General features: G+C 70.6%; 25 protein-coding genes. 18 read left to right on the top strand and 7 right to left on the bottom strand.

Annotated features, from left to right (window positions below; translation table 11 throughout):
• Positions 1–28 precede the first annotated feature (28 nt).
• The 8 genes from ACE7GA_RS19935 to ggt are packed head-to-tail and all read left to right on the top strand — an operon-like array spanning position 29 to position 8,276.
• Entirely contained in the window at positions 29–1,138 is a 1,110-nt protein-coding gene (locus ACE7GA_RS19935) for an extracellular solute-binding protein (RefSeq protein ID WP_376090490.1), read from the top strand.
• Between the two features lie 25 nt (positions 1,139–1,163).
• Positions 1,164–2,099 carry a 2-hydroxyacid dehydrogenase gene (locus tag ACE7GA_RS19940; RefSeq protein ID WP_376090493.1) on the top strand — a complete coding sequence of 312 codons (936 nt, stop codon included), beginning with the start codon at positions 1,164–1,166 and terminating at the stop codon, positions 2,097–2,099.
• Positions 2,100–2,101: 2 nt separating this feature from the next.
• Complete coding sequence (locus tag ACE7GA_RS19945) at positions 2,102–2,872, top strand: class II aldolase/adducin family protein (RefSeq protein ID WP_376090496.1); 771 nt, start codon at positions 2,102–2,104, stop codon at positions 2,870–2,872.
• Entirely contained in the window at positions 2,862–3,962 is a 1,101-nt protein-coding gene (locus tag ACE7GA_RS19950; RefSeq protein ID WP_376090499.1) for an ABC transporter ATP-binding protein, read from the top strand. The genes ACE7GA_RS19945 and ACE7GA_RS19950 overlap by 11 nt, the downstream gene beginning before the upstream one ends.
• Entirely contained in the window at positions 3,959–4,804 is an 846-nt protein-coding gene (locus tag ACE7GA_RS19955; protein ID WP_376090502.1) for an ABC transporter permease, read from the top strand. Before ACE7GA_RS19950 ends, ACE7GA_RS19955 begins: the two co-directional genes overlap by 4 nt.
• A complete protein-coding gene (locus tag ACE7GA_RS19960; protein ID WP_376090505.1) occupies positions 4,801–5,589 on the top strand; it encodes an ABC transporter permease in 789 nt (262 codons plus the stop codon). The genes ACE7GA_RS19955 and ACE7GA_RS19960 overlap by 4 nt, the downstream gene beginning before the upstream one ends.
• A gap of 15 nt (positions 5,590–5,604) precedes the next feature.
• Positions 5,605–6,627 carry a dimethylarginine dimethylaminohydrolase family protein gene (locus ACE7GA_RS19965; RefSeq protein WP_376090508.1) on the top strand — a complete coding sequence of 341 codons (1,023 nt, stop codon included), beginning with the start codon at positions 5,605–5,607 and terminating at the stop codon, positions 6,625–6,627.
• Complete coding sequence (gene ggt, locus ACE7GA_RS19970) at positions 6,624–8,276, top strand: gamma-glutamyltransferase (RefSeq protein WP_376090511.1); 1,653 nt, start codon at positions 6,624–6,626, stop codon at positions 8,274–8,276. The genes ACE7GA_RS19965 and ggt overlap by 4 nt, the downstream gene beginning before the upstream one ends.
• Here the strand turns inward: ggt and ACE7GA_RS19975 are convergent.
• A complete protein-coding gene (locus tag ACE7GA_RS19975) occupies positions 8,266–8,706 on the bottom strand; it encodes an acyl-CoA thioesterase (RefSeq protein ID WP_376090514.1) in 441 nt (146 codons plus the stop codon). The genes ggt and ACE7GA_RS19975 overlap by 11 nt on opposite strands.
• Before the next feature lie 155 nt (positions 8,707–8,861).
• Between ACE7GA_RS19975 and ACE7GA_RS19980 the strand changes: the two genes are divergently transcribed.
• The 4 genes from ACE7GA_RS19980 (at position 8,862) to minE (ending at position 10,811) form a co-directional block, all read left to right on the top strand.
• A complete protein-coding gene (locus tag ACE7GA_RS19980; protein WP_376090516.1) occupies positions 8,862–9,143 on the top strand; it encodes a hypothetical protein in 282 nt (93 codons plus the stop codon).
• On the top strand, positions 9,131–9,607 hold the full coding sequence (gene minC / locus ACE7GA_RS19985; protein ID WP_376090519.1) for a septum site-determining protein MinC: 477 nt from the start codon (positions 9,131–9,133) through the stop codon (positions 9,605–9,607). The genes ACE7GA_RS19980 and minC overlap by 13 nt, the downstream gene beginning before the upstream one ends.
• Before the next feature lie 107 nt (positions 9,608–9,714).
• Positions 9,715–10,533 (top strand): septum site-determining protein MinD, encoded by an 819-nt coding sequence (gene minD, locus ACE7GA_RS19990; RefSeq protein WP_376090522.1) that lies wholly within the window; start codon positions 9,715–9,717, stop codon positions 10,531–10,533.
• Positions 10,530–10,811 (top strand): cell division topological specificity factor MinE, encoded by a 282-nt coding sequence (gene minE, locus ACE7GA_RS19995; protein ID WP_376090525.1) that lies wholly within the window; start codon positions 10,530–10,532, stop codon positions 10,809–10,811. The genes minD and minE overlap by 4 nt, the downstream gene beginning before the upstream one ends.
• A gap of 10 nt (positions 10,812–10,821) precedes the next feature.
• Here minE and ACE7GA_RS20000 read toward each other — a convergent pair whose 3' ends face one another.
• The 3 genes from ACE7GA_RS20000 to ACE7GA_RS20010 all read right to left on the bottom strand — a co-directional run bounded on the left by ACE7GA_RS20000 (position 10,822) and on the right by ACE7GA_RS20010 (position 13,538).
• A complete protein-coding gene (locus ACE7GA_RS20000; protein ID WP_376090528.1) occupies positions 10,822–11,541 on the bottom strand; it encodes a DUF1028 domain-containing protein in 720 nt (239 codons plus the stop codon).
• Positions 11,542–11,611: 70 nt separating this feature from the next.
• Positions 11,612–12,595 (bottom strand): hypothetical protein, encoded by a 984-nt coding sequence (locus ACE7GA_RS20005; protein WP_376090531.1) that lies wholly within the window; start codon positions 12,593–12,595, stop codon positions 11,612–11,614.
• 55 nt (positions 12,596–12,650) lie between these two features.
• Entirely contained in the window at positions 12,651–13,538 is an 888-nt protein-coding gene (locus ACE7GA_RS20010) for an oxaloacetate decarboxylase (protein ID WP_376090534.1), read from the bottom strand.
• A gap of 179 nt (positions 13,539–13,717) precedes the next feature.
• On the opposite strand from ACE7GA_RS20010, the gene ACE7GA_RS20015 reads away from it, so the two are divergent.
• The 3 genes from ACE7GA_RS20015 (at position 13,718) to ACE7GA_RS20025 (ending at position 16,255) form a co-directional block, all read left to right on the top strand.
• Complete coding sequence (locus tag ACE7GA_RS20015; RefSeq protein ID WP_376090536.1) at positions 13,718–13,948, top strand: hypothetical protein; 231 nt, start codon at positions 13,718–13,720, stop codon at positions 13,946–13,948.
• 220 nt (positions 13,949–14,168) lie between these two features.
• Positions 14,169–15,668, top strand: coding sequence for a murein L,D-transpeptidase (locus ACE7GA_RS20020; protein ID WP_376090539.1), 1,500 nt, complete (start codon positions 14,169–14,171; stop codon positions 15,666–15,668).
• The gene (locus ACE7GA_RS20025; protein WP_376090542.1) at positions 15,668–16,255 is read left to right on the top strand and encodes a DUF882 domain-containing protein; all 588 of its coding nucleotides are present in this window, start codon (positions 15,668–15,670) and stop codon (positions 16,253–16,255) included. The genes ACE7GA_RS20020 and ACE7GA_RS20025 overlap by 1 nt, the downstream gene beginning before the upstream one ends.
• Positions 16,256–16,259: 4 nt before the next feature.
• Here the strand turns inward: ACE7GA_RS20025 and ACE7GA_RS20030 are convergent, their stop codons facing one another.
• Positions 16,260–16,706 carry a hypothetical protein gene (locus tag ACE7GA_RS20030; RefSeq protein ID WP_376090545.1) on the bottom strand — a complete coding sequence of 149 codons (447 nt, stop codon included), beginning with the start codon at positions 16,704–16,706 and terminating at the stop codon, positions 16,260–16,262.
• Positions 16,707–16,813: 107 nt separating this feature from the next.
• Between ACE7GA_RS20030 and ACE7GA_RS20035 the strand changes: the two genes are divergently transcribed.
• Genes ACE7GA_RS20035 through ACE7GA_RS20045 form a run of 3 tightly spaced genes read left to right on the top strand, consistent with a single transcriptional unit; the run spans position 16,814 to position 19,672 of the window.
• The gene (locus ACE7GA_RS20035; RefSeq protein WP_376090548.1) at positions 16,814–17,776 is read left to right on the top strand and encodes a multidrug effflux MFS transporter; all 963 of its coding nucleotides are present in this window, start codon (positions 16,814–16,816) and stop codon (positions 17,774–17,776) included.
• Positions 17,777–17,796: 20 nt separating this feature from the next.
• Positions 17,797–18,015, top strand: coding sequence for a hypothetical protein (locus tag ACE7GA_RS20040; protein WP_376090551.1), 219 nt, complete (start codon positions 17,797–17,799; stop codon positions 18,013–18,015).
• A gap of 52 nt (positions 18,016–18,067) precedes the next feature.
• Complete coding sequence (locus tag ACE7GA_RS20045; RefSeq protein WP_376090554.1) at positions 18,068–19,672, top strand: peptide chain release factor 3; 1,605 nt, start codon at positions 18,068–18,070, stop codon at positions 19,670–19,672.
• On the opposite strand, the gene ACE7GA_RS20050 is transcribed toward ACE7GA_RS20045, so the two are convergent.
• Together ACE7GA_RS20050 and ACE7GA_RS20055 are read right to left on the bottom strand one after the other, a co-directional pair.
• Positions 19,673–20,347, bottom strand: a complete 675-nt coding sequence (locus tag ACE7GA_RS20050; protein ID WP_376090557.1) for a DUF599 domain-containing protein — start codon at positions 20,345–20,347, stop codon at positions 19,673–19,675.
• Positions 20,348–20,390: 43 nt separating this feature from the next.
• Positions 20,391–21,605 (bottom strand): NADP-dependent isocitrate dehydrogenase, encoded by a 1,215-nt coding sequence (locus ACE7GA_RS20055; RefSeq protein ID WP_376090559.1) that lies wholly within the window; start codon positions 21,603–21,605, stop codon positions 20,391–20,393.
• Positions 21,606–21,696: the final 91 nt, after the last annotated feature.

Consider the following 21,696-nt stretch of genomic DNA (forward strand, 5'->3'; position numbering starts at 1 on the left):
GGTTCGGCCGCGGCAAGGGGGATGGGTGATGGCGCAGGAGTTCCATCAGGATTGCCTCGAGCTCGCGGCGCGACGCATCCGCGAAGGGCGGGTGGACCGGCGCACGGTGCTCGGCGCCCTGGCCGCGCTGGGACTGGCGCCGTTGGGCGGCCGCGACGCCGCGGCGCAGGGCACGCGCGAGCTCGTCATGGTCAACTGGGGTGGCGTCGCCAACCAGGGCTTCCAGAACTTCTACGGCGAGCCCTTCATGCGCACGAATGCGGGCTGGCGCGTCGTACAGGACAGCAGCGGGCCGTCCGCCGGGCGCATCAAGGGCATGGTGGACAGCGGGCGCGTTACCTGGGATCTCTGTGACTCCTCCGCCTCCTCCTCACGCGTGCTGGCGTCGCAGAACGCGGTGCGGACGATCGACTACGGCATCGTGCAGAAGTCGGACTCGATCGATCCGGGCTTCGTGCTGGAACACGGGGCCGCGCCGTACTCCTTCTCCTCCGTGCTGGCCTATGACAGCAGCAAGTTCCCGACGGCGCCGGCATCCTGGGCGGATTTCTGGGACCTGCGGCGGTTCCCCGGCACGCGGCTGCTGCGGCGCGACGCGTTGGCGACGCTGGACGCGGCCCAGATGGCGCTCGGGAAGGACCCGGCGAACCTCTACCCGATCGACCTGCGGGCGGCGCTGGGGAAGATCAGGGAGATCAGACGCAACTCCGTTTATTGGAATAACGGATCTGAATCCGAACAGTTCATGCGCACCGGCGAGGCAGTGATGGGCATGATCTGGCACACCCGCGCGACGGTGCTGGAGCGCGAGACGAACGGGCGGATCAAGTTCACCTGGGCGCAGGGGCTGCTGCAGGCCGGCATCTTCGTCATCCCCCGCAACAACCCCGGCGGGGAGATGGCGCAGCGGTTGCTGGCCTCCATGCTCGCAAACCCGGAGCCGCAGGTCGAGCTGCTGAAGTTCTTGGGCAACGGGCCGACCAACCCACGCGCGGCGGCGCTGGTGCCTCAGGACTTCCGGCGCGTGAACCCGACGGACCCGGGGAACGCGCGGCAGCAGGTCGTGCTGAACGGAACCTGGTGGGGCGACAACTACACGCAGGCCAATGCCGATATGCTGGACATCGTGACGGGGTGATGCGGGGCGCGAAGCAGGGGGCTCGGTGCTGCTGATCAAGACGGGCGGTCCTGCCATGGCCGAGGAGTGGCGCGGCTACTTCGCGGAGTTTCGCCCCTCGATGCGCACCGCGTCCTTCGACGCGCCGGAAGCGACGCCGGAAGAGGCGGAGTACGCGTTGTGCTGGGAACCGCCGCCGGGCTGGCTGGCGTCGTTGCCGCGGTTGCGCGCCATCTTCTCGATCGGGGCGGGGGTGGACCACATCACGCTGGACCCGACCTGGCCGCGACACCTTCCGTTGGTACGCATGGGCGGTGAGGAGACGGGGCAGCGCATGGGCGAATACGTCGCATGGGCCTGCCTCTCGCTGCTGCGGAACGCGCGCCACTTCGCACTGAACCAGGCGGTTGCGCGCTGGGAATACGAGCCCGGCGAGTTCACGGCGCGGGACCGGACGGTCGGGATCATGGGGCTGGGAACGCTGGGCGTAGCCTGCGTGCCCATGCTGCGCGGCCTCGGCTTTCCCGTGCGGGGGTGGACGCGATCGCCTAAGCGCGTCGAGGGCGTGGAAACCTTCGCGGGGCCGGCGGGACTCGACGAGTTCCTGGCGGGCACGCAGATCCTCGTCTGCCTGTTGCCTGCGACCCCCGAGACGAACGGGATCGTGGATGCCCGGCTGCTGGCGCAGCTGCCGCGCGGGGCGGCGGTCGTGAACGCGGCGCGCGGCGCGCATGTTGTCCTGTCTGACCTCATCGCAGTGCTGGATTCTGGCCATCTCGCGGGTGCCGTGCTCGACGCTTTCGAGCCGGAGCCACTGGCGGCGGACAGCCCGGTCTGGTCCCATCCCAAGGTCACCATCACGCCCCACGTCGCGAGCATTGCGCGGCGGCGCGAACGCGCTCGCTTCGTCACGGACGCCATCGCGGATTTCGAAGCAGGGAAGCCATTGCCGAATCTCTACGACCCCGTGCGGGGATACTGAGCATGGCCCTGCCGCCGCCGCCCGTGCGGCCCGACCCGAACCACGTGCCGGACGAGTGGACCTTGCGACGCGACCTGGCGGCTGCCTATCGATTGGTCGCGATGTACGGCATGACGGACTTGGTGTTCACGCACCTGTCGGTCCGTTTGCCGGGCGAGGGGCACCGCTTTCTGGTCAACCCCTACGGCCTGCTGTTCGAGGAAATCACCGCCTCCTCCCTCGTCGTCGTGGATGCGGAAGGGGAGCCGGCGCAGCCGGCAGCGTGGCCGGTGAACCCGGCCGGGTTCGTCATCCATTCGGCGCTTCACCTCGGCTCGCCACGCGCGGCCTGCGTCATGCATACGCACACGATCGCCGGCATGACGGTCGCGGCGCAGGAGGGCGGGCTGCTGCCGCTGAACCAGATCAGCATGGAGTTTGACGGCCGCGTCGCGATCCATGGCTACGAGGGGATCGCGGCGGACGACAACCTGTCCGAGCGCGAGCGGCTGGTGCGGGACATGGGCGACAAGCCCTGCATGATCCTGCGAAACCACGGGCTGCTGACGGTGGGGCGGACCGTCGCCGAGGCCTTCTACTGGATGTGGTACCTGGAACAGGCATGCCGCATCCAGGTCGCGGCCCAGTCTACGGGCGCGCCGCTGTCCCTTCCGCCACCCGAGGTCGTGGCGCGGACGCGGGCGCAGTTCAGCGAGGGGCCGACGAAGGGATGGCTTCCCTGGCAGGCGCTGCGGCGGAAGCTGGACCGGGAACAGCCGGGATATGCATCGTGACGGGGGCCACGTGACGGCCTTCGGCCACGCGCTGTCGCTGCGCGGGATCACGAAGCGCTATGGCGACTTCGTCGCGGTGCGCGACGCGTCGCTGGACGTCGAGCGTGGCGGGTTCCTCACTCTCCTCGGCCCGTCCGGATCGGGCAAGACGACGATCCTGATGGTCATCGCAGGATTCGTGGAGCCGAGCGAAGGGTCGGTCCTGCTCGACGGACGCGACATCACGGCGCTGCCGCCGGAGCGGCGCGACTTCGGCATGGTATTCCAGGGCTATGCCCTTTTCCCGCACATGACGGTGGCGGAGAACGTGGCCTTCCCGCTGAAGGTTCGCCGCATGGGGCGGGCGGAACGGGATGCGAAGGTGCGGGGGGCGCTCGACCTCGTGCAACTGTCGCGCTTCGCGGATCGCAAGCCGTCGCAGTTGTCGGGCGGACAGCAGCAGCGGGTGGCGCTTGCTCGGGCGCTGGTGTTCGATCCGGCGCTGCTGCTGCTCGATGAGCCGCTCTCGGCGCTCGACAAGAAGCTGCGGGCCGAATTGCAGGAGGAGTTGCGGGCGCTGCACCGGCGCGTCGGGCGCACCTTCATCAACGTGACCCACGACCAGGAGGAGGCGCTGAGCCTCTCCGACCACATCGCCATCCTCGATCACGGGCGCATCGTGCAGACCGGGGCGCCGGAGGAGCTCTACGAGCGGCCGGCCACGCGGTTCGTCGCGGACTTCCTCGGCAAGTCCAACTTCATCGAAGGAACGGTGGATGCGGAGGAGCCGGGCGGTTTCGTCCTGCGCCGCGGGACAGCCCGTGTGCGCGTCGCGGGTGCTGCGCCGGCCGGGCGCACGGTGCTGTCTCTGCGGCCGGAACGGGTGTCGCTGCTGCTGGACGGGGCGGCGGCCGACAACGCGGTGGAGGGGCGGGTGCTGGCTGCCTCCTACCTCGGCGCCGGGCGCGCGCTGGTGGTCGAGACGCCGGAGTTCGGGCCGCTGCGCGTCCACCTGCCCGCCGGCGGCCCCGCACCGTCCGAGGGGGAGGCGGTACGGCTGGGCTGGTCGCGCAGTGCAGCCGTGACAGTCGCCGAAGACGCACCGACGTGACGCCGGCGGGGCGCCATGCGGCGGGGTGGTGGGGGCTGATTGCGCCGGCCTTCCTGCTCATGACGGCCTTCTACGTCGCGCCGATCGCGCAGGTCCTCGTCATCTCCTTCACGGAGCCCTCGCCGGGCCTTTCCAATTACGAGCGGCTCTTCACGAGCGAGAGCATCCAGCGCGTCATCGGCACCACGCTGCGGATCGGCGTGACGACCACGCTGCTCGCGCTGCTGCTGGGCTACGCGCTGGCCTACCGGATCACGATGGCCAGCCCGCAGGCACAGCGCTGGTGGCTGCTGGCAGTTCTGGTCCCGCTCTGGATCAGCACGCTCGTCCGCGCCTTCGCCTGGGTGACGCTGCTGCGGCGGCAGGGGCTGGTGAACCAGGGGCTGCAATCCATCGGCGCGATCCAGGAGCCCCTGGCGCTGGTTTGGAACGAGTTCGGGATCGTGGTGGGCATGGTGCACTACATGGTGCCCTACGCCGTCCTTCCGATGCTCTCGACGATGCGGGAGGTCGACCCGCGTGTCCTGGCAGCAGCACGCGGGATGGGGGCGGGCCGCACGGAGTCTTTCCTGCGCATCTTCCTGCCGCTGTCGCTGCCCGGTGTCATCGCGGCGGGCGTGCTGGTCTTCATCTTCTCGCTCGGCTTCTACATCACGCCGGCCATCCTCGGCGGCGGCAAGACGCTCATGGTCGCGGAGTGGATCAAGCTGCAGATCCTCGACCTGCTGCGCTGGGGCCTCGGCGCGATGATGGCGACGATGCTCGTGGTCGCGATCCTCGGCACGCTCGGAGTCTTCTCGCGGGTCGTGAACCTGCGCCGGCTGTTCGGGTCGGGCGCGTGACCGGCGGCTACCGGCCGGGATGGCTGAACAATGCCGTGGCGTGGACGACAGCGCTCTACCTCATCCTGCCCATCACGATCATCCTGCCAGTGTCGTTGACGGACCAGCGCTTCCTGTCCCTGCCCTATGAGGGTCTCTCCCTTCAGCACTACGGGCGGCTGCTGACGAGCGAGGCCTGGACGGGCGCGATCTGGCAGTCGCTCTGGATCGCGGTGGCCTCGACGCTGATCGCCGTGGTGTTCGGCACCCTGTGTGCCATCGGCTGCTGGCGCCTGTCGCGCCGTAGCACGGATCTGGTCCGGGCACTGATGCTGCTTCCGCTCATCATCCCGAGCGTGGTGTATGCCGTCGGGCTCTACCGCTCCTACGCGAAGCTCGACTTGCTGGACCGGTTCGTCGGTGTGACGATCGCGCATGGGGTAACGGGCATCCCCTACGTCGTCATCACCGTCTCCACCGCGCTCGCCGCCTTCGACCCGCGGCTGGAAGCGGCGGCGCGGGGTATGGGGGCGTCGCTGTCCCAGACGTTGCGCTGGGTCATCTTGCCCCGGATCGCGCCGGGCATCGTCTCCGGCGCGATCTTCGCCTTCATCCATTCCTGGGATGAGCTGGTCATCGTCCTGTTCATCGCGTCCCGCCGGGTCTTCACCCTGCCGCGCAAGATCTGGGATGGGATCAACGAGAACTTGGATCCCGCCATGGCCGCCGTCGCTGTCCTTCTGGTGGGCATGACGGTGCTGCTGCTGCTGCTGGACCTCGCCCTGCGGCGAAAACGAGAAGCCTGAGACGGAGGAAACGCCTTGGCCCAGGCGATGAGCGAGTTCGACCACCGCTACAACATGCTGATCGAGCGCTTCGCCTCGGAGCCCGAGCCGGCCTTCGAGACGGAGGAGGAGCAGGCCTTCACCTGGGGCCGCCCCAAGGGGTCGCCATGGGGCTGCACGGACGACGTGGGGCGGCTGCGGCTGGTGCTGATGCATCGGCCGGGCGAGGAGATGAAGGTCGTGGACGACCTGCCCTACATCCCCGAGCTCGACGCCTTCGGGGACCCGAAGACCGGTGCCTACTGGCGGGGCGACGTACGGCCGACGCTGGAGGAACAGCAGGCGCAGCACGACGCGCTGGTCACGGCGCTGCGGGGGGAAGGGGTCGAGGTCGCCTTCATGAAGCGGGCGGCGGCCGGCCGGCACAAGACGATCTACACGCGGGATTCCGCGATTGCCGTCGGCGGCGGGATGATCGTCACGCGCATGGGCCCGCGCATCCGACGCGGCGAGGAGGCTCCGGTCACCGAGACCCTTGCCGCCCTCGGCGCCCCCATCCTGCGCACGATCCACGGCACCGGACTGGTCGAAGGCGGGTCATTCGCCTGGATCCGGCCGGGCGTCGCGGTGATCGGCATTTCGTCCCGCGTGAACGAGGAAGGGGCCCGGCAGGTGGAGGAGGTGCTGGCGACCCAAGGGGCGCGTCTCATCCGCGTGCAGATCCCGGGCTACCGGCTGCACATCGACGGCGCGCTGGTCATGCTCGACCACGACGTCGCCCTGGTGAACCCGGTCATCCTGCCCTTCGTCTTCATGCAGGAGCTGAGGCGCCTTGGCGTCCGGATGATCCCGCTGAACCACGAGGATCCGTCCTGGGCCATCAACTGCCTCGCTGTCCGTCCGGGACGCGTGCTGATGAGTGACCGGGTCGGACCGCGCACGCAGGATGCGCTGGACAAGGCGGGGATCGGCATCCGCCTCGTCGCCTATGACCGGGTCTACCTTGGCGGCGGCGGGATCCACTGTTCCACCTGCCCGCTGGTGAGGGACCCTGCGTGACGGAGAAGCACCCCGCCACCGGCCATCGCGGCATGGTGGTCACGAACCATCCCCTGGCCTCCGCGGCAGGGGCGGAAATGCTGCTGGCGGGCGGCAATGCCGTGGACGCCGCCATCGCCGCGCTGTTCACGCTCACGGTCGTGGAGCCGATGATGGTCGGCATCCTCGGCGGCGGCGTCGCGCAGGTGCGGCTGGCCGATGGACGACACGTCATCGTGGACGGGCTGTCCACCGCGCCCGCGGCCGCGCGGCCGGACATGTACCGCACGGTGTCCGACACGCTGCCGGACTATCAGGAGACCATCGGGCGGGAGAACCACATGGGCCCCCGCGCGGTCGCCGTCCCCGGCGCGCTGCGGGCCTGGTGCCACACCCTCCAGCGCTTCGGGACGATGGAGCTGGAGGACGTGATGCAGCCGGCGATCCGGCACGCCTCCCGCGGCTGGCTCGCGACGCCCTACCTGCACGACTGCGTTGAGGACTGCGCGAGCGACCTCGTGACCGATGCCGGTCTTTCGGCCACCTTCCTGCCGGGCGGGACGCCGGTGCGGCCGGGCAGCCGGATCGTGCGCGCGGCCTATGCGGAGACGCTGCGGTTGATCGCGCGCATCGGGGATGGCGCGCTGCATGGCGGGCCGCTCGGCGACGCCGTGACGGACCACATGGCCGCGCATGGGGGGCTGATCACGCGCGAGGACCTGCTCGCCGTCGCGCCGATCGAGCGGGAGCCTGTCCGCCTCTTCTACCGGGGCCACGAGATCTTCGGCGCGCCGCCGCCTTCCTCCGCCGGCGTCCACATCTCACAGATGCTGCACGTGCTGGAGGGCTTCGACCTCCACGCGACCGGGTTCGGCACGCCGGACGGGGTTCACCTGCTGGCCGAGGTCCTGAAGATGGCCTTCGCCGACCGCGCGGTCGCGACGGCCGATCCGGCCTTCGTGGACGTGCCGGTTCACCGCCTGACGTCCAAGGACTACGCGGTCTCCCGCCGGGCAGAGCTCGACATGGCCCATGCCCGGAACTGGGGGCCCGGTATCGGCCTGACGGAATCGGCCAACACGACGCATGTCACCGTCGCGGACGCTGCAGGCAATGTCGTCGCGACCACGCAGACCATCAACTCGCTCTTCGGTGCACGGTTCGCGATCCCGGGGACGGGGATGATCGCGAACAACTACATGTACAACTTCGACCCGCATCCCGGCCGCGCCCTGTCGGTTCAGCCGGGCAAGCGCGTCTTCACCTCGATGGCGCCGACCATCGCGCTGAAGGACGGGCGGCCCGCCTTCGCGCTGGGCCTGCCGGGGGGGCTCAAGATCTTCGGGTCCGCCATGCAGGCGATCATCAACCTGCTGGACCACCGGATGCCGCTGCAGCAGGCGATCGAGGCGCCGCGCGTCTGGACCCAGGGCCACACGTTGCACCTGGAACCCGGGATCTCCGAGGAGACGGAGGCCGCCCTCCGGGCCCGCGGCCACGCGATCGAGCGCGTGAAGACGGTGGGCGGCGGCATGAACGCCATCGCCTTCGCGCCGGACGGCACGATGACCGGCGCGGCGTGCTGGCGGGCGGACGGCACCGCCGTCGGCCTCGGTGGTGGCCTGGCGCGGGCCGGCGTGCGCTTCGGGCTGGAACCGGTCAGGCGCTGACGGCGAGAGGCGTCAGGATCTCGCGCAGAATCGGGGGGAGGGGGGTCGGCACCTTCTGCGTCCCCCGATCCACGTAGACGTGGACGAAGTGGCCCTCGGCGCTCGCGGCGTCCTCATCGTTGCGGAAGATGCCGATCTCGTAGCGGACGGAGGTGTTGCCGAGGCGCCCGACGCGTAAGCCTGCCGTGACGATGTCCGGGAAGGTGATCGGCGCGAAGAAGCGGCACCCCGTCTCGACCACCAGCCCGATGACGGGGGAGGTCGCGATGCTCAGCGCCCCGTGGCGGACGAGGTAGTCGCCGACGACCGTGTCGAAATACGCGTAGTAGACCACGTTGTTGACGTGCGCGTAGGCGTCGAGGTCGGCCCAGCGGGTCGGGATCGCCAGCAGGTGGCGGTAGTCCGCGCGGGTGCCGCGTCGCTTCTCCATCGCGTGGTCCTATGGCCTGTGCGGCGTCGGCTTGGCCGGCCGGACGGCGTGGCGCAAGTCCCGCGGGACGATCACGGCTTCGCGGGGCCTTCGCTCTCCCCTATGCTGGCGCCTCGCTCTGCCCGACCGATCCACAGGACCCCGAACCAGCCCGCATGTCGTCTGCCGCCGCCGCTGCCCGCCCAGAGCCCTTCCGGCTGCGCGGGGGCAACTTCAACCTGCTGGTGCTCCGGCTCCTGGACCCGCGGCCCGAGGTCATCGTGCCGGCGCTGGCCGATCAGTTCCGGCGTGCCCCCGGCTTCCTGCGCAATGCCCCGATCGTGCTGGGGCTGGACGACGTGGACCCCGCCGCCTCGCCGGACTTCGCCGCGCTCGCAGCGGGGCTGCGTTCCGTCCACATCACGCCCATCGGAACCACGGCGGCGTGCCCGAGGTGAGGGCGGCGGCCCAGGCGGCCGGCCTGCCGCCCCTGCGCGCGGCGGGCGGTGAGACGGCGGCGGCCGCCGCGCCCTCTCCCGCCCCCGCCGCCGAGCCGCTGCCGCCGGCACCACCCCCGGCACCGTCAGGCTGGCAGCCCACGATGATCGTGGACGGCTCGGTGCGCGCGGGCCAGCGGGTCTGGGGGCAGGCTTGCGACATCATCGTCTACGGTACCGTCAACCCGGGCGCCGAGGTCATCGCGGACGGCAACGTGCATGTCTACGGCGCGCTCAAGGGCCGGGCCATCGCGGGTGGCGCCGAGAACACGGCGGCCCGGATCTTCGCGCTCCAGTTCGACCCGGAGCTCGTCTCGATCGCCGGGTACTACGCCGTGCGGGACGAGCTCGGGGACGCCCCGATCGGCAAGGCCGTGCAGGCCACGCTGACCGGGGAGCGGATGAAGTTCGACCGCCTGGGCTGACGCTTAAAGGGATTTGCGGTCCGGCCCCGGATTTGCCAAACGCCGCGGGGGTTCACGGGGCCGTCATCGGGCAGGGGGCGCCCGACTGCAACGGAGGGGATTCGCGCATGGCGCAGGTGATCGTCGTAACCTCGGGCAAGGGAGGGGTCGGGAAGACCACCTCCTCCGCCGCCTTCGCCACGGGGCTGGCCCAGGCCGGCAAGAAGACGGTGGTGATCGACTTCGACGTCGGCCTGCGCAATCTCGACCTCATCATGGGCGTCGAGCGGCGCGTGGTCTTCGACATCGTCAACGTCATCTCCGGCGAGGCGCGGCTGAACCAGGCGCTCATCCGCGACAAGCGGGTGGAGGCACTCTCGATCCTTCCGGCCTCCCAGACGCGCGACAAGGACGCGCTGACGAGGGAAGGCGTCGAGAAGATCATTGAGGAGCTGTCGAAGGAGTTCGACTACATCCTCTGCGACAGCCCCGCCGGCATCGAGAAGGGCGCGCTCCTCGCCCTCTACTTCGCGGACCAGGCGATCGTCGTGACGAACCCCGAGGTGTCTTCGGTGCGCGACAGCGACCGTATCCTCGGCGTCCTCCAGTCCCGCTCCAAGCGCGCGGAGGAGAAGAAGGACCCGGTGAAGGAGCACCTCCTCGTCACGCGCTACGACCCGGCGCGCGTCGAGCGCGGGGAGATGCTGAAGCTCGACGACATCCAGGACATCCTGAAGATCCCGCTGCTCGGCGTCATCCCGGAGAGCGAGAGCGTCCTGAAGGCGTCGAACACCGGCAACCCCGTCATCATGGACGCGGAGTCCGTGGCCGGTCAGGCCTACAAGGACGCGGTGGCCCGCTTCCTCGGCGACAACAAGCCGATGCGCTTCCTCGATGCGGAGAAGAAGGGCTTCCTGTCGCGCCTCTTCGGCGGGAGGGCGGCATGAGCTGGCTGAACTACTTCCGCGGCAAGCAGGCCGCGCCGCCCCAGACCGCCTCCGTCGCGAAGGAGCGGCTGCAGATCGTCCTCGCGCATGAGCGCATTGGGCGCTCCGGGGAGGACTTCCTGCCGAAGCTCCAGAAGGAGATCGTGGAGCTCGTGATGAAGTACGTCGCGGTGGACCCGGAGAAGGTGAACGTCTCCCTCGAGCGCGGCGGCGACCTCTCGACCCTTGCGGTGGCGGTCGAGATCCCGGGGCCCCCGGCGGTCCGCAACGCGTCCTGACCGGGGCGTCCTAGCGGCGAAAGCGGAGGTCCAGCCCGGCCTTCTTCCAGGCATCCTCGACCGCATCCATGTCCGTGGTGCCCGACGGGTTGGCGCGTCGCGGCTGGCGGTCGAGGAAGGGCGCGCGGTCGCGGCGCCAGAGCGTCACCAGACGCTCCAACTCCTCCAGCGGCTCGCGGTGGTCGTCCACGCGGAGGTCGAGGTCGGGGAAGTCCTCCGTCGTGATCATCTTCATCGCCGCGGACTGCCGGCCCCGGCGGTCGCCGCCGGCGGCCTCGCCTGCCTGCAGGGACAGCATCATCCTCTCCGGCAACGGCCTGTCGCTGTGCGCCAGGAAGGCCGCGACGGTGTCACGGACCACGGCCGGCCCCGCGAGCATGTTGCCGGCGACCGACAGGCCCGGACCCGTGTGGTCGCCCGCCCATTCCACGCAATGCACGCCGGTGAAGGCCGCGCTGCGGCCGAAGCGGTCCACCGCGTGGATCTGCCGGATCTCGCGTCCGCCATCACCCGCAAGCGCACCCTGGATGGCATCGGCGGGGTGCAGGCCCCGCGCCATGCCGTCGAGGACCGCCGGGGCGAGGTAGCGGTTGGTGAAGGACTGGGTCGAGACCGCGCCCACCCCCGCCCGGACATGCGGGCAGGACGCGCCGACCGCGAGGTTGCAAGTGGTGACGGCGACCGCGAAGGCCTCGGTTGCCGGGTCGTGCACGACGATGGACCAGGTCATGTCGGCCTCCCCCGCCGCTCACGCTGCCGTTACTGGAATGTTACGTGGGGCGCCGCGGCGTGGCGGCAACTCAGGCCTGCGTCGCGAGGACGAGAAGAAGCGCGGCATGATCCGGCCCGGCGTCGCGACCGGCCTGATCGAGCACGTCACCGCCGGGGCTGCCGGGCCGTTGATCCGGGGGCGGCGCGTCCGCCGCGGCGCGCCAGGGATCGAGCGAAAAGCCTTCGGCACGGCCCGGTCGAAGACCGGCGGCCCGCAAGGCGCCGAGAAGCTCCGGCAGGGCGACCCCGTCCGTTGCGGCGCGGCCCGCCGCGCGGGCGAGGCGGCGGCCGAGCGAGCGGGCGTTGTCGGCGACGATCAGGACGGGGGCGGCCGGTCTTCCGGCCTCGCGCAACCGGTCGAGCGCCCCGAGGTCGGCGGGCGTCCGGACCCGCAGCACGATCGCGTCGGCCTGCCCGGGGTCCTCGATGGCCGAACCGAGTCCGATGGCCAACCCGACTCCCGCGACGCGTGCCTCGGGGCGGAGGGCCAGCAGGGCGGCCGCCTGCGTCCGAAGGCCCTCGGGGGCCGTCTCGATCGCCGGTCGCGGAGCGGGCGGGGACGCGAGCGCGAGGGCCTCGGGTGGGAGGGTGGGCAGGGCGCCGGTCGGCTCCGGCGCGGGATGGAGCGGCTTCGGCGGGGCTGCCGGCACGTCGGTGACGTCCAGCCCCATTTCGCGGAGGCGTTCGAAGAGGGCGTTCACGTGCACCGAGGACCGCTGGCTGCGCAGGCCAAAGGTCGGGCGGCGCGCGAAGACGACGAAGACGTCATTCGCGAAGACGGGGGTCGCTTCCGAGGCCAGCCGGCCAAGGACGGGCTGCGGGTACTCCGCGAGCTGGCCCTTGTGCACCACGGCCCAATCCGGCACCGCGCCAGGGTCCGGGGCGGAGAGCGGTCCGGTCACCCGCTCGAAGGGAATGGGGGCGGTCACCCGCTGCCCGCGAGCGATCCGCCCCTCGAGGAAGCGCGCGACACCGGCCCAGTTGGGATCGGCCGAGAGAAGGTCGTCGCTCATGCCGTTACCGTCCCGTATCGTGTCCGAAGGATCAAGGGCGGGATCACGGGCGGCATCAAGGAAGGGCGTCCGGCCGGGCCCAGCGACGCTCGAACTCCCAGATGTCCGGGAATCCCATGAGCTCGCACATCCGCCCGAAGCCGTAGCTGTCCGACGCGGGAAGGCCGAGCGTGTCGCCCTCACGCAGCAGGTGGCCGTAGGCGCGCTCCAGCGCCGCGGCGGCGGCGAGGAAGCCGGCGGCCGGGTAGATGGCCATGCCATAGCCGAGTTCCCGGAGGCGGCTGGCGGGCAAGATCGGCGTGCGCCCGCCCTCGACCATGTTGGCGAGAAGCGGCTTGCCCAAGGCGCGGGCCACTTCGCCGATCCGGGCCATCTCCGCCTCGCTCTCCGGACTCTCGACGAAGAGGATGTCGGCGCCGGCTTCCGCGTAGATGCGTGCGCGCCGAAGCGCCTCGTCCAGGCCGTGGGCCGTGCGGGCATCGGTCCGGGCAATGATCAGGAAGTCCGGGGAGCGCCTCGTGTCCGCCGCGACGGCGATCTTCAGGGCCATCTCCTCCGCGCGGATGACGCGGCGGCCCGGCGTGTGGCCGCACTTCTTGGGGACTTCCTGGTCCTCGATCTGGATGGCGGTGACGCCGGCGGCCTCGTAGCCGCGAACCGTCTCCCGCACGTTCAGAAGGCCGCCGTAGCCCGTATCGGCGTCGGCGACGACCGGCGTGCGGCAGCCCCCGGCGAAGCGCGCCATGCGGCCCACCATGTCGGAATAGGTGGCGACGCCGGCATCGGCGATTCCCAGATGCGACGCGACGGTGCCGAAGCCCGTGGCATAGAGAGCCGGGAAGCCCATGCCGTCCGCTACGCGGGCGGAGATCATGTCGAAGATCCCCGGAGCGACGACGAAATCCCCGGCGGCGAGGCGCTGCCGGAGCGCGGGATCAGCCATCGAGAGGTCCCTGCCTGTGCTGCGTCGGTCTCGCATGGACACCGTGGGCGCGCTACCCGGTCCGGGCCTGGCCCGCGGCGCGGCCCGGCCGCCCACGCTGACGCTCGGGAGAGGTTGCCCGGCTCCCGGCGCCCTATGCTATCGTGTCCGTGATCAGACCCAATGACGGGATCCCGGAAATGCCAAGCGACCTGACCCGGCGGTCCGATGCCGACATCCGCGACGAAGCGGCCGAGCGTCCGGACAGTGCCGCCCCACCTGGCGAGGTGGAGAACGCCCGCCTCGTTTCGCGCCCGAACTACCTCGCCGAGGAAGGGGAGTCGGACCGCAGCGACTGGGCCTCGCTCCTCAAGGCCGTCGCCATCGGCGTGGTGGTGCTCGCGGGGCTGGGCTGGCTGCTTTCGCGCTAGCGCGCTTTCCCGCGCCGCGCGACGCGGCGCGCCGGCAGGGCCGTGCCGAAGGTCCTCCGGCAGCCGCTACGCAGCGCCCACCGAGGCCTGGTTCTTTCTTGGCGCCTCGCCGACACCTGTTTGCGTTTCGCCGACACCGTGTGCCGATGGGGCATTCCGGAGGCGAGGCCCGCCCATCGCGGCTCTGGCGAGGCTCGTTCCCGACCGTTATTCAAGCGCCATGCGCCGACGAGACGTCCTGACGGGGCTGGCCGCAGCCTCCCTGCCCGCCGCCGCCCCCGCGGCCACGGCCCCGCCGGCCGCCGCGCTGTCCTGGGACGCGGTGCTGCGCCTCGCCGCACGGCTCCGACGCCTGCCGGAGGATGGCCTCGACCCCGCGGCCTACGGCACGCCGCCCGAGGGCCTGGCGACCACGGACCGGGCCGCGTTCCACCAGGCGACCTATCACGCGGCGCACGCGGCCCTGGTTGACCTCGTCCTGGGACGCGTGCGGGCGATCGGCGGGCGGCCCGACATCCAGCGCGACCCGGCGCGGGCCGACTTTCCCCGGTGGGCGGCCGAACTCGCCGCCGCTGCCGAACCGGCGGCGGTCCTGGACCGCGCGGCGGACCTGCCGGAGGGCGCTGCGCTGTTGCGTGCCGAACTCGCGAAGGCGAACGCCCTCGTGCTCCGTGGCGGCTGGCCGGCGATCCCGGGCGGCGTCCACACGCTCGAGCCGGGCATGACAGATGCGGGGCGGATCCAGGCCTTGCGTGCCCGGCTCCGGGCGGAGGACCCGATCCTCGCCGCCGCGCCCGATGGTGGGGCCGGCTACGACGGCCCGCTCGTGGAAGCAGTGAAGCGCTGGCAGGCCGCGCGCGGGCTGGAGGCCGACGGCCGGGTCGGGCCGGTCAGCCAGGCGATGCTGAACGTCCCGGCCTCCGGCCGCGTCGCGCAGCTCAGGGCCGCGCTGGACCTGCGCCGCAACCCTGCCCCGTTGCCGGAGGAGCGGCGGATCGACGTGAACGTCCCCGACTTCTCCCTCGCCGTGATGGACGGGAGCCGGGTCGTGCTGCGGATGGCCGTGGTCGTCGGCAAGCCGGCGCGCGCGACGCCGATGCTGCGGGTGCGCATGACGGCGGTGCAGTTCAACCCGACCTGGGGCGTGCCGGAACGCAACGCGCGGGAGGACCTGCTGCCCCGCTTCCGCGCCAATCCCCGTGCGATGCAGGAGCGCGGCTTCAAGCTCTACGGCCTCGTGAACGGGGAGCGGGTTGAGGTGGACCCGACGACGGTGGATTGGTCCGGCGTGTCGCGGGAGCGCTTTCCCTACTTCGTCCGGCAGGATGCGGGTGACGGGAATGCCCTGGGGCGCATCAAGTTCATCATGCCCAACGGCGACGACATCTACATGCACGATACGCCCGACCGTCACCTGTTCCGCCGGCCCGACCGCGCCTTTTCCTCCGGCTGCATCCGGCTGGAGAACCCGCTGGGGCTGCTGGATGTGCTGGCGGAAGGAATGGGCTGGGACCGGGCGCGGGTGCAGCGGACGCTCGACAGCCGGCAGACATCAGGCTTCGCGCTGCGCCGGTCCTTTCCGGTCCGGCTGCACTACAACAGCGTGGTCGTGGAGAACGGCGCGGTGCGCATCCGCCCCGACATCTATGGGCTGGACCTCGCCTATGTGCGGGAGATGGATCGGCCGAGGCCGCAGGTCGTGGCGGGGCGCGTGGCCTGATGCGCCGCTTCAATGGCCGGCGCGCGCACGCGCCGGAATGCCCGTGCTGCGAGGCCGGGCGGCTGGGACGGCGCGCGCTCTTCGCCGTCGGGGCAGCCCTGGCCTGCACGCCGGCGCAGGCGCAGGCGCAGGTGCCGGCCGATCCGGTTCGGCGGCTGACGGTGCGGCGGGCCTATGCGAGCGACTCCTTCTCGGGAATCTACTTTCGGGACGGGCGCTACGTCCGCGACGCATTGGAGCAGTTGAACTGGGTCTTCCGCGACCTCTCGCGCGACGAGGTCACGCCGATGGACCCGCGGCTCTTCGACGTCATGTACGCAGTGGCGCGGCGGCTCGATACGGATGAGGGCTTCGACGTGATCAGCGGCTACCGCGCGCCGGAGACGAATGCTGCGAATGCGGCGCGGTCGCGGCGGGTCTCCACCGTCTCGCTGCACATGTCGGGCATGGCGGGGGACATGCGGATCCCCGGGCGCGAGTCGCTCGGCGTCGCGCGGATGGCAGCGGAGATGGCCTTGGGCGGCGTGGGGCTGTACCGCCGCGACGGCTTCATCCACCTGGATTGCGGGCAGGCCCGGCGCTGGTGACGCGTCACCCGCCCGGGCGGAGCGGGTGGGTCAAGAGCAGGCCGGCGCGGCGGAGCACCTGACCGAAGGCGACGGACGGTGCCAGTGCCGCGCAGGCCGCGGCGGGCGGGGCCAGGCGAAGGAAGCAGGCCACGGCCTCCCGGTTCGTGCCGCGTTGCGCCAGCGCAAGGCCGGTCAGGAAACGTGCCTCGGCCGCGGTCACGCGCGGGCACAGGCGGCATCCCATTCCGCCGGGGCAGGCCAGGGCGCGAAGCGCCGCATCGAGCGGATCGGCGGCATCGGCGACGTCCTCCGTCGCCAGGGGCAGTCGCGCGGCGAGGGCAGGTTGAGCGCCGCAACGCGTCGCCTCCACCCAGGCGCGAACCGCATCCAGGACGAGCGCCTCGACGGGTCGCAGGTCTTCCGGCGAGAGTCCGGCCCAGGGCCAGGTGGGGAGGCCGCGTGTCGCCATGGGGGTGCTCCGGTTCCGATGTCGGCAGAATGTCGCGGATGATAATCGTTCGCAAGTAGGGTCTGCCATCACGCCATCGCGGGTTCCCAAGTTTGTCGGAGGGGCGGATGCTGCGGCGCAGCGAACAAGGCGATACGATGCCCGGCTGGCTGCCCTTCCTCCTCGGCTTCCTGCAGGCCATCAACCCGCTCTCGACGGACATGTACCTCCCGGCCTTCCCGGCCATCGAGGCGGGGTTCGGGTCGGGGGTCGGCGGCGCGCAGGTGACGCTCGCCGCGTGGTTCCTCGGGCTTGCGGCGGGGCAGGTGACGCAGGGGAGCCTGGCCGACCGCTTCGGGCGGCGCGTGCCGTTGATCGCCGGTACGCTTGTCTACACGGCCGCATCGGTCGGCTGTGCCCTTTCCTGGGACGTGACGAGCCTCGCGGTCTTTCGCTGCATCGCGGCCTTCGGCGGCTCGGCCAGCGCGGTCATCCCGCGAGCGATCGTGCGCGACATGGCGGAGGGGCTGGAGGCGGCGCGGCTGATGTCGCGGCTCATCCTCATCATGGGGGCGGCGCCGATCCTCGCGCCCTCGCTCGGCGGGGCGCTGCTGGCCCTCGGCGGCTGGCGCGCGATCTTCTGGCTGCTGGCGGGCTACGGCGCGCTGTCCTGCTTCCTGGCCTGGCGCCTGCTGCCCGACACGCTGCCGCCGGAGCGGCGGCTTCGACTGGGGCCTGCCGCCATGCTCCTGGGCTACGTGAACGTCGTGCGGGAGAAGATCTTCCTCACCCGTGCGATGATGGGCGCTGCGGCGATGATCTGCATGTTCGCCTATATCAGCGCCGCGCCGGTCGTCTTCATCCAGATGTACGGGATGTCTCCGAGCGCCTTCGCGATCCTCTTTGGCGCGACGGCCTTCGGCTTTATCGGCGGGGCGCAGTTCAACCCGATGCTCGTCGCGCGCTTCGGGCCGGGGCGGGTGATGCGCTGGGCGGCGCGGGGGTGCTGGTGGCGGCGCTGGCCCTTTGCGGCGCGGTGGCGACGGGACTGGGCGGGCCCTGGGGTATCCTGGCGACGATCGTTCCGCTGATGTCGTGCTGCAGCCTTATCATGCCGAACGCCGCGGTGGGCGCCCTGGCGCGCCACGGGAACCGCGCGGGCACGGCTTCCGCGCTGCTGGGGACGCTCCAGTTCGCGGTGGCCGCGATGGCGGCGCTGCTGGTCGGGGCGATTTCCGACGGGACGGCGCGGCCGCTGGCGGGGGTGGTGCTGCTCGGCGCCGTCATCCTGATCGCGCTCGACCGGATGCGGGCGCGCGCCGTCGGCTGACGGTTGCCCCGTGGCTGTTGCCGTGGGGCCCGAAAATCGCCAAGTCCCGCTTATGGACCAGATCACCCCGCCGGGGGCGCTCGGGGCAGTGGCCCGTGAGGCCTCGCGCCGGCGCGCCTTCGCCATCATCGCCCACCCGGACGCCGGCAAGACCACGCTGACGGAGAAGTTGCTGCTGCGCGGCGGCGCCATCCAGCTGGCCGGGCAGGTGCGCGCCAAGGGCGACCGGCGCCGCACCCGGTCCGACTGGATGAAGATCGAGCAGGAGCGCGGCATCTCCGTCGCGACCTCCGTCATGACCTTCGAGCGGGACGGGGTGGTGTTCAACCTCCTCGACACGCCGGGCCACGAGGATTTCTCGGAGGACACGTATCGTACGCTGACGGCGGTAGACGCGGCGGTGATGGTGATCGACGCGGCGAAGGGCATCGAGGCGCAGACGCGCAAGCTCTTCGAAGTCTGCCGCCTCCGCGACATCCCCATCGTGACCTTCATCAACAAGATGGACCGCGATGGGCGCGACCCCTTCGAGCTGCTGGAGGAGATCGAGAAGACGCTGGCGCTGGACGTCGCGCCGGTGGCATGGCCCGTCGGGTACGGCCGCGATTTCCTCGGCACCTACGACATCCTCGACAACACGCTGCACCTGATGGCGGAGGGGACGGAGCCCGTCGCGCTGTCCGGCCTGAACGATCCGCGCCTGGATGAGCTGGTCCCGGCCGCGCAGGTCGGGGCGCTGCGGGAGGGGGCGGAGTTGGCCGGCGCGCTGTCCACCTTCGACCTGGACCGGTTCCGCGAGGGGACGATGACGCCGGTGTATTTCGGTTCGGCGCTGCGGGACTTCGGGACCGGGCACCTGCTGGAGGGGCTGGCCCGCTTCGCGCCGCCACCGCGGCCGCGCGGGGCCGACGCGCGGATGGTCCTTCCGAACGAGCCGGCGTTGACCGGCTTCGTCTTCAAGATCCAGGCGAACATGGACCCGAACCACCGGGACCGCGTGGCCTTCCTGCGCATCTGCTCGGGACGGCTGGAGAAGGGGATGCGGCTGCGCCAGACCCGCACGGGGAAGCAGGTGCCGGTCAACGCGCCGCTGTTCTTCTTCGCTCAGGACCGCCAGGTGGCGCAGGAGGCCTGGCCGGGCGACGTGGTGGGCATCGCGAATCACGGCATCCTCCGCGTCGGCGACACGCTGACGGAGGGCGAGGCGCTGAACTTCCGAGGCGTGCCGTCCTTCGCACCGGAAATCCTGCGGCGCGTGATGATCGAGGACGCGATGGCCGGGAAAAAGCTGCGATCCGCGCTGGAGCAGTTGGCCGAGGAAGGCGTGGTGCAGCTCTTCCGCCCGCGGGACGGGACACCGCCGGTGGTGGGCGTGGTCGGGGCGCTGCAGCTGGACGTGCTGGCGGACCGGCTGCGTCAGGAATACGGCATCCCCAGCCGCTACGAGAACACGCCCTGGGGGATGATGCGGTGGATTGCCACCGACGACCGGGCCGCGCTGGACCGCTTCATGATGGCCAACAGCCACGACACGGCGGAGGACCGGGACGGGGCGCATGTCGTGTTCTTCACGAGCGACTGGCGGCGGAACCGGGCGTCGGAGGAATGGCCGATGCTGCGGTTCCTGGAAGTGCGGGAGCAGTACGCGGCGGCCTGATCAGCCCCTGGGATCGGCCAGAGCCTCCCGCACGTGGGAGCGGAACTCCCGCCGGTGAAGTTCCGCGACGACGAAGCCGCAGGCCAGCATGAGCGCGATGGGGTGGACGACCCAGGCGAGGGCAGCGAGGCCGAAATAATAGGCGCGTAGCCCCGTGTTGAAGTGGCGAGCCGCACGGTTGACGACCTTCGCGGGAACCTTGGCGCCTGCCTCGTCCTGCGGCATCGCACCGATGAGGATGGAGCCGTAGTTGAACTGGCGCAGCGCCCAGGTCAGCTCGAAGAAGGCCCGGACGAAAATCAGCAGCAGCAGGAGTATCCGCGCCTCCCAGGCGCCGTCGGACAGGGTGGTTTCGGCCCAGGGCATGGCGGCGAGGACCCGGCGGCCGACCTCGGGCGAGGCGAGCAGGGCCATGAGGCCACCGACGATGAAGATGCAGGTGTTGGCCAGGAAAGACGTGGACTGCATCAGGTTGCCGACAATGGCGACGTCGGAAATCCGGTTGTCCCGGTGCACGGCGGAGCGGAGCCAGCGCAGCCGGTGCTCGTCCATCGCGACGATGACGGAGCGGGCGCGGATGGAGGGAACGCGGTCCACGACGAAGGCGTAGCCGGCCCAGGACAAGACGAAGACGGCGAGCGCCGCGAGGTCGAGCGGTGAGAGGAAACCGATCATGCGCGGGGGCGGGCGGTCATCGCGCCCACCCCCGACGCAACGATCAGGCCATCGCCTTCTTCAGGTTCTCGTCGAGCTTCGCGAGGAAGGCCTGGGTGTTGAGCCAGGCCTGGTCCTTGCCGATCAGGATGGCGAGGTCCTTCGTCATGTAGCCGCTCTCCACGGTCTCGATGCAGACCTTCTCCAGCGTCTCGGCAAAGGCGGTCACGTCGGGCGAGCCGTCGAACTTGCCGCGGTAGGACAGGCCCCGCGTCCAGGCGAAGATGGAGGCGATCGGGTTCGTGGAGGTCTCGCGGCCCTTCTGGTGCTCGCGGTAGTGGCGCGTGACCGTGCCGTGCGCGGCCTCGGACTCCACGGTCTTGCCGTCCGGGGAGAGCAGGACGGAGGTCATCAGGCCGAGCGAGCCAAAGCCCTGCGCCACGATGTCGGACTGCACGTCGCCGTCATAGTTCTTGCAGGCCCAGATGTAGCCGCCTTCCCACTTCAGCGCCGAGGCCACCATGTCGTCGATCAGCCGGTCCTCGTAGACCAGGCCGCGCTTGTCGAACTCCGCCTTGAACTCCGCGTCGAAGATCGCGCGGAAGATGTCCTTGAACGAGCCGTCATAGGCCTTGAGGATCGTGTTCTTGTGGCTGAAATAGACGGAGTAGCTGCGCTGCAGGCCGTAGTTGAAGGAAGCCCGCGCGAAGCCCTCGATGGACTTGTTGAGGTTGTGCTGCATCATCGCGACGCCGCCCGCCGCCGGGAAGGCAAACTCGCCGATGTCCTGCGGCGTGCCGCCGTCCGGCGTGAAGGTCATGGTGATCTTGCCGGCGCCGGGGACCTTCATCTCTACGGCGCGGTAGATGTCGCCATAGGCGTGACGCCCGACGACGATCGGCTTCGACCAGTGCGGGACGAGGCGCGGCACGTTCTTGCAGATGATCGGCTCGCGGAAGATCGTGCCGTCCAGGATGTTGCGAATCGTGCCGTTCGGCGACCGCCACATCTTCTTCAGGCCGAACTCCCGCACCCGGGCCTCGTCGGGCGTGATGGTCGCGCACTTCACGGCGACGCCGTACTGCTTCGTGGCGTTCGCCGCGTCCACCGTGACCTGGTCGTCCGTCTGGTCGCGGTATTCGATGCCGAGGTCGTAGTACTTCAAGTCGATGTCGAGGTACGGCAGGATCAGCCGGTCCTTGATGAAGCCCCAGATGATGCGGGTCATCTCGTCCCCGTCCATCTCCACGACGGGGGTTTTCACCTTGATCTTGGCCATGCCGGTCCTCTGAATCAGCGACGGAAAGCGGGCGTCCGCGTTACGGGGGCGGGTTGTCGCACCGGGTGCGGAACCGGGCAAGGGAAGGGGG

Origin of the sequence: Roseomonas sp. CCTCC AB2023176 (assembly GCF_042259275.1) — a bacterium.
Taxonomy (GTDB): domain Bacteria; phylum Pseudomonadota; class Alphaproteobacteria; order Acetobacterales; family Acetobacteraceae; genus Roseomonas.

What these genes read in the sequence shown, in the direction of transcription:
- ACE7GA_RS19935 (WP_376090490.1), top strand. Translation starts at nt 29, where the DNA reads ATGGCGCAGGAGTTCCATCAGGATTGCCTCGAGCTCGCGGCGCGACGC.
- ACE7GA_RS19945 (WP_376090496.1), top strand. Translation starts at nt 2,102, where the DNA reads ATGGCCCTGCCGCCGCCGCCCGTGCGGCCCGACCCGAACCACGTGCCG.
- ACE7GA_RS19950 (WP_376090499.1), top strand. Translation starts at nt 2,862, where the DNA reads ATGCATCGTGACGGGGGCCACGTGACGGCCTTCGGCCACGCGCTGTCG.
- ACE7GA_RS19975 (WP_376090514.1), bottom strand. Translation starts at nt 8,706, where the DNA reads ATGGAGAAGCGACGCGGCACCCGCGCGGACTACCGCCACCTGCTGGCG.
- ACE7GA_RS19980 (WP_376090516.1), top strand. Translation starts at nt 8,862, where the DNA reads ATGTCGTCTGCCGCCGCCGCTGCCCGCCCAGAGCCCTTCCGGCTGCGC.
- minD (WP_376090522.1), top strand. Translation starts at nt 9,715, where the DNA reads ATGGCGCAGGTGATCGTCGTAACCTCGGGCAAGGGAGGGGTCGGGAAG.
- minE (WP_376090525.1), top strand. Translation starts at nt 10,530, where the DNA reads ATGAGCTGGCTGAACTACTTCCGCGGCAAGCAGGCCGCGCCGCCCCAG.
- ACE7GA_RS20000 (WP_376090528.1), bottom strand. Translation starts at nt 11,541, where the DNA reads ATGACCTGGTCCATCGTCGTGCACGACCCGGCAACCGAGGCCTTCGCG.
- ACE7GA_RS20005 (WP_376090531.1), bottom strand. Translation starts at nt 12,595, where the DNA reads ATGAGCGACGACCTTCTCTCGGCCGATCCCAACTGGGCCGGTGTCGCG.
- ACE7GA_RS20010 (WP_376090534.1), bottom strand. Translation starts at nt 13,538, where the DNA reads ATGGCTGATCCCGCGCTCCGGCAGCGCCTCGCCGCCGGGGATTTCGTC.
- ACE7GA_RS20015 (WP_376090536.1), top strand. Translation starts at nt 13,718, where the DNA reads ATGCCAAGCGACCTGACCCGGCGGTCCGATGCCGACATCCGCGACGAA.
- ACE7GA_RS20020 (WP_376090539.1), top strand. Translation starts at nt 14,169, where the DNA reads ATGCGCCGACGAGACGTCCTGACGGGGCTGGCCGCAGCCTCCCTGCCC.
- ACE7GA_RS20025 (WP_376090542.1), top strand. Translation starts at nt 15,668, where the DNA reads ATGCGCCGCTTCAATGGCCGGCGCGCGCACGCGCCGGAATGCCCGTGC.
- ACE7GA_RS20030 (WP_376090545.1), bottom strand. Translation starts at nt 16,706, where the DNA reads ATGGCGACACGCGGCCTCCCCACCTGGCCCTGGGCCGGACTCTCGCCG.
- ACE7GA_RS20035 (WP_376090548.1), top strand. Translation starts at nt 16,814, where the DNA reads ATGCTGCGGCGCAGCGAACAAGGCGATACGATGCCCGGCTGGCTGCCC.
- ACE7GA_RS20040 (WP_376090551.1), top strand. Translation starts at nt 17,797, where the DNA reads ATGCCGAACGCCGCGGTGGGCGCCCTGGCGCGCCACGGGAACCGCGCG.
- ACE7GA_RS20045 (WP_376090554.1), top strand. Translation starts at nt 18,068, where the DNA reads ATGGACCAGATCACCCCGCCGGGGGCGCTCGGGGCAGTGGCCCGTGAG.
- ACE7GA_RS20050 (WP_376090557.1), bottom strand. Translation starts at nt 20,347, where the DNA reads ATGATCGGTTTCCTCTCACCGCTCGACCTCGCGGCGCTCGCCGTCTTC.
- ACE7GA_RS20055 (WP_376090559.1), bottom strand. Translation starts at nt 21,605, where the DNA reads ATGGCCAAGATCAAGGTGAAAACCCCCGTCGTGGAGATGGACGGGGAC.